Genomic DNA, 5,031 nt, shown 5'->3' with positions numbered 1-5,031 from the left:
CCCCACAGCTTGTCGAAGTGCCGCCAGATCAGGTTGAAATTAAGGGCATAGCCCATGCGTCCGCCTCAGTGCCGCAGGCTTAGAGCAGTTCACCGTTTCACGGAAACGGCGACCCGCCCTAACTCTTTGTTTTGACGCAATTCCGGACGGAAAACCGTTTCACACTTTTCCTGGAATTGCTCTAGGGAGGCGGAAGGGCGCTGGATAAGTCCTCCCGCCCGATGCAGGTCAGATGGCCGGGAAGCCGGGATGGCGCGCCGGCGGCTCCTGTCCGAAATAGTCCTTGAAGGCGGCATCGTAGAGTGCGTTTTCGTGGCCGAACATGGCGATGGTGAAGGTCGCGTTGACGAAGGTCAGCCAGTCAAGGTCGCCTTGCCGGAGTGCCGCGCCATAAAGCATGCTCAGCCAGCTCTTGCCGGCGTCGAAATATCTGTCCGGATTGCGCGAGGCGAGCCAGCGCACCGTGGACAGATCCACGGCAGCGGCGTCGACGCGTTTCGATTCCAGTGCCTGCAGCACGTTGGCCTGGGTATCGATCTGCATAACCTGGCACTCGGGCAGCACCGAATGCACCTGCGCCTCGGCATCGACATTCTGCAGGATGGAGACACGTGTCGCCGAGCCGCCGGCAAGCAGCTTGTCGAAGGTCTTGTTCTCGGCGGTCGGAAGGCTCAGCAGGGCGACGCCCTCGACATAGTAAGGCCGGGAAAAATTGACCAGCTGCGAGCGCTGGGCGCTCATCGTCATGAACTGAATGGTGATGTCGACCTTGTTGGTGGTGACGTTGGGGATGCGCTGTGCCGGATCCTGCATCACGAACTCGACCTTGGTCGGATCGTCGAAAAGGCCCTTGGCAAGAATGCGCCCCATGGTGATGTCCATGCCGACGAGTTCGCCGGCATCGTTCTCGAAGTGCCACGGCGCGTTGGTGCTGCCGGTGCCGACGATCAGCTTGCCGCGATCGAGCACGGTGCGCAGCAGGCTGTCGGGTGCTGCCTGAGCAGCGGCCTTCTGGGCATCGACGGCTACCGCCGCACCCACGACGCCGGCCGTGGCCAGTCCCGCCATTCCCAATTTCAGAAAATCACGTCTTCCGGATGTGTCGTTCACGGCGACCTCCTTTCGTTTGTGTTCCCCTTGCACAGGCAATACACGCGTCAGTGACTTCGAAGCGATTGTCTCTTACAAGAGACGTGTGTATCCTGTACAGGACAGATACTAACACCGGGAATCAACAATGCAAGATGGCAATGCCTCGGCACTTTCAGCCGGCGAGAAGATTTCGGGTTCCCGTGAAAAGGGGCTCAACCGGGTGCTCGAGATTCTGGAGTTTCTTCACACGACCCAGCGCGCGATCGGCATTGGCGACCTTGCCAAGGGCGTGAACGCGCCCCGTTCGACGACCTATACGCTGGTGCGGTCGCTGGTCGATGCGGGACTGCTGGAAATGGAAGGCGACGGCAATCGCGTCTATTTCGGCAAGAAGCTCTATCTCTACGGAATGGACTATGTACGGGGCAACGACCTGTTGAGGCGGGGGCGCCAGGAGGTCGACAATCTGTCGCGCGAGACCGGCGAGACTTCCGAACTGTGCATGCTGCAGAGCGGCCGCTATACGATCGTCCATGCGAGTCCCGGCACCAGGCCGTTCCGCATCAGTTCCGCCACCGGCTTGCAGATACCGCTGCCCTGGACGGCCTCGGGGCGGCTGCTTCTGGCGGGGCTGGAGAAGGCTGAGATCGAAGGCATGGTGTCAAACGACGATCTCGTGCTGCCCGACGGGCGCAAACTGCGGCTCGACGATTTCGTCGCCGACATCGCAAAAGCGCAGGTCACCGGCTATTGCGTCACTTCGGGCCTTGTCGATGCCTATACGAAGTGCCTTGCCGCACCGGTGTTTTCAGCGCCGGGGAAGGTCGAGGCGACGATGTGCCTGGTGGTCCCCATCGATACATCCGAGGGGCGGACCGGCGAACTTATCGGCCTCCTGCGTGATCGTGCCGCGAGGCTTTCGATCGCAGCCTAGGCATGCGAACGAGCGAATGCCAGTTCAGGCAATAATGTCGGGAATGATCTTGTCTTCCAGCGCCATCAGCCGATCCTTGAGGAACAGCTTCTTCTTCTTCATGCGCTGGATCTGCAGCGGATCGCAGGCCATGGCGATCATCGCGTTGATGGCGGCATCGAAATCGGCGTGTTCCTGCTTCAGGCGGGAAAATTCGAGGCGAATATCGGCCTGTTCCTGATCGGACATTCTCTACCGTCTGCACGTCTGCGGCGCCCAAAGCTGGGCCTGATTGGGCGGGGCCGGGTGTTTTGTCACCGGCGTGCAGCCCATATCACATTTCACAGTGTCGTGGAATGCTACCACGGATCATTCGACATCGTCCGCGGAAGGTGACACACTGTCACCGTGCCGTCACAGAAGCGAACCTGCGGTGGACGCGCCGTGACGGTTGCAATCGAGGAAAACCATGAAAGGGAGAACCAATCATGTCTCTTGCATCCCATCTTGATGAGTTGCAGCGGAAACACGGCGACATCGAACGTGAAATCGATGACGCGATGAATCATCCATCGGTCGACGACCTCGAAATCGTGAATCTCAAGCGACGCAAGCTGGCACTCAAGGACGAGATTGAAAAACTAAGAGGCAAACCGACCACGCATTGACGCCCTCCTGACATAGCCGCCCAATATCCGCGGCCTCTTTTCCCGGCGGCACCCCGCCGCCGGCGTGGAGGGTTTTGATTTTCCAGCACCGGTCTGTCAGCCGAAGCTGGACTTGCACCCGGCTCAATCTCCGCTTCGGCCGTCGCCCGTTTCGCCAGATCATCGATTGTTTCTGGTCGCCGGCGGCGGGCGATTCCGGCCAGTGGCGACCTGTCGCCATTGACAAGCCATCTTTGCTCCTCCACCTCATGCCCGGACCTCAGCGCATCGGCCCGGGGCGTCGTTGTGCGTCCATGCACGACACAAGATGCTCCAGAGACAAAAGGCTGCCGGCATGACCGGATATTTTTCCTCTCCTTTCCCCCGCCGCACGTCGGTCGGCGTCGATGTCGGCGGCGTGGTCGTCGGCGGCGGTGCGCCCGTTGTCGTCCAATCGATGACCAACACCGACACGGCCGATATCGACCAGACGGTTGCGCAGGTCGCAGCACTGCACCGGGCCGGCTCGGAAATCGTGCGCATCACTGTCGATCGCGACGAGAGTGCCGCCGCCGTGCCGCGCATTCATGAGCGGCTTCAGCGGCTTGGTATCAACGTGCCGCTGGTCGGCGATTTCCACTATATCGGCCACAAGCTTTTGGCCGATCATCCGGCCTGCGCCGAGGCGCTGGCCAAATACCGCATCAATCCGGGCAATGTCGGCTTCAAGGACAAGAAGGACCGCCAGTTCGCCGATATCGTCGAGATGGCGATCAGGCATGACAAGCCGGTGCGCATCGGTGTCAACTGGGGCTCCCTCGACCAGGAGCTTTTGACCCGGTTGATGGACGACAACCAGGACAAGGGTTTTCCGCTGACCGCGCAGGAGGTGATGCGCGAGGCGATCGTGCAGTCGGCGATCCTGTCGGCCGAGATGGCGGAAGAGATCGGCCTTGGCCGCGAAAAAATCATCCTGTCGGCCAAGGTCAGCGGCGTGCAGGACCTGATCGCCGTCTATACCGAACTCGCCACCCGCTCCAATCATGCGCTGCATCTCGGCCTGACCGAAGCCGGCATGGGCTCGAAGGGCATCGTCGCTTCGTCGGCCGCCATGGGTATCCTGCTCCAGCAAGGCATCGGCGACACCATCCGCATCTCGCTGACACCGGAGCCGAACGGCGACCGCACGCGTGAGGTGCAGGTGTCGCAGGAATTGCTGCAAACCATGGGGTTCAGGCAGTTCGTGCCGATTGTTGCCGCTTGCCCCGGTTGCGGCCGCACCACCTCCACGGTGTTCCAGGAGCTCGCCCAGAACATCCAGGCCGATCTCAGGAAGAACATGCCCGTGTGGCGCGACAAATACCCCGGCGTCGAGAACCTCAAGGTCGCGGTGATGGGTTGCATCGTCAACGGCCCTGGCGAGTCCAAGCATGCCGACATCGGCATTTCGCTGCCCGGCACGGGCGAAATGCCGACGGCGCCTGTCTTCGTCGACGGCAAAAAGGCGGCGACGCTGCGCGGGCCGTCGATCGCCGCGGATTTCGAGAAAATGGTCGCCGACTATATCGAGCAACGGTTCGGTCGCGGCAAGGCCGCGGCCGAGTAGAACCGATGCAGCGTTTCCTTTGGGCAGCGCTGATCCTGCTGTACGGGCTGACCTGGTCGACCCTTGTGCAGGCCGATCCGCCGCAATCCGCCAAGCAGCGGCTGATCGACAAGGTCTGCAATCTGATCCAGGCGCATGCCGACCAGAACGGCCTGTCCAGGGATTTCTTCGCTCGGCTGATCTGGAAAGAAAGCCGTTTCGATCCCAACGCCGTCAGTCCGGTCGGTGCCGAAGGCATTGCCCAGTTCATGCCGGGCACCGCCAAGATGCGCGGGCTCGCCAATTCCTTCGACATCAACCAGGCGATTCCGGCTTCGGCCAGATATCTCGCCGAAATGAAAACCGGCTACGGCAATCTCGGCCTGGCCGCCGCCGCCTACAATGCCGGCGAGAGCCGGGTGTCGCGCTGGCTCAGCTCCGGCGGTTTCCTGCCGATGGAAACCGAAAGCTATGTCTTAGACATCATGGGCGAACCAGCCGACAAGTTCACCGACCGGGCCTATGCCGGAAGGGTCGAGCCGCTCGACGCAAAGACGGATTTTGCCGTCGCTTGCCGAAAACTGCCGGTGATCATGTCGCGGACGGTGGCCATGGCTTCGATCAACATAAAGCCATGGGGCATCCAAGTGGCCGGCAATTTTCGCCGCAGCGCCGCGATCAACCAGTGGGTCAGGGTAAGGAGCCGGTTCCCGGCCCTGCTCAACGGGCATGATCCGGTGGTCAGCCGGGTGCGCACGCCGATCGGCCGGCGCGGCATCTACGCGGTCAGGATC

Annotated in this window: 6 protein-coding genes; 4 read left to right on the top strand and 2 right to left on the bottom strand. The window is 61.4% G+C overall.

All coding sequences use genetic code 11. The features are described 5' to 3' along the window. Nucleotides 1-228: 228 nt before the first annotated feature. Complete coding sequence (locus EOC06_RS05060) at nucleotides 229-1,110, bottom strand: transporter substrate-binding domain-containing protein (protein WP_127267516.1); 882 nt, start codon at nucleotides 1,108-1,110, stop codon at nucleotides 229-231. Nucleotides 1,111-1,237: 127 nt separating this feature from the next. On the opposite strand from EOC06_RS05060, the gene EOC06_RS05055 reads away from it, so the two are divergent. Beyond that, nucleotides 1,238-2,026, top strand: coding sequence for an IclR family transcriptional regulator (locus tag EOC06_RS05055; protein ID WP_128307236.1), 789 nt, complete (start codon nucleotides 1,238-1,240; stop codon nucleotides 2,024-2,026). Between the two features lie 24 nt (nucleotides 2,027-2,050). On the opposite strand, the gene EOC06_RS05050 is transcribed toward EOC06_RS05055, so the two are convergent. Further along, complete coding sequence (locus EOC06_RS05050; RefSeq protein ID WP_013529216.1) at nucleotides 2,051-2,254, bottom strand: YdcH family protein; 204 nt, start codon at nucleotides 2,252-2,254, stop codon at nucleotides 2,051-2,053. A gap of 239 nt (nucleotides 2,255-2,493) precedes the next feature. Here EOC06_RS05050 and EOC06_RS05045 point away from each other — a divergent pair, with 239 nt between their 5' ends. From EOC06_RS05045 to EOC06_RS05035, 3 genes are all read left to right on the top strand, one after another. Next, nucleotides 2,494-2,673, top strand: a complete 180-nt coding sequence (locus EOC06_RS05045; RefSeq protein ID WP_013529217.1) for a YdcH family protein — start codon at nucleotides 2,494-2,496, stop codon at nucleotides 2,671-2,673. Nucleotides 2,674-3,007: 334 nt separating this feature from the next. Continuing rightward, nucleotides 3,008-4,258 (top strand): flavodoxin-dependent (E)-4-hydroxy-3-methylbut-2-enyl-diphosphate synthase, encoded by a 1,251-nt coding sequence (gene ispG, locus EOC06_RS05040; RefSeq protein ID WP_164761630.1) that lies wholly within the window; start codon nucleotides 3,008-3,010, stop codon nucleotides 4,256-4,258. Nucleotides 4,259-4,263: 5 nt separating this feature from the next. Continuing rightward, on the top strand, nucleotides 4,264-5,031 hold a 768-nt coding region (locus tag EOC06_RS05035), incomplete at its 3' end, for a lytic transglycosylase domain-containing protein (protein WP_245469339.1).

The sequence above is a fragment of the Mesorhizobium sp. M7A.F.Ca.MR.362.00.0.0 genome, assembly GCF_004023175.1.
In the GTDB taxonomy this organism is placed as follows: domain Bacteria; phylum Pseudomonadota; class Alphaproteobacteria; order Rhizobiales; family Rhizobiaceae; genus Mesorhizobium.
The sequence above is the reverse complement of the archived record's forward strand: the minus strand, read 5'-3'. Positions and strand labels throughout refer to the sequence as shown.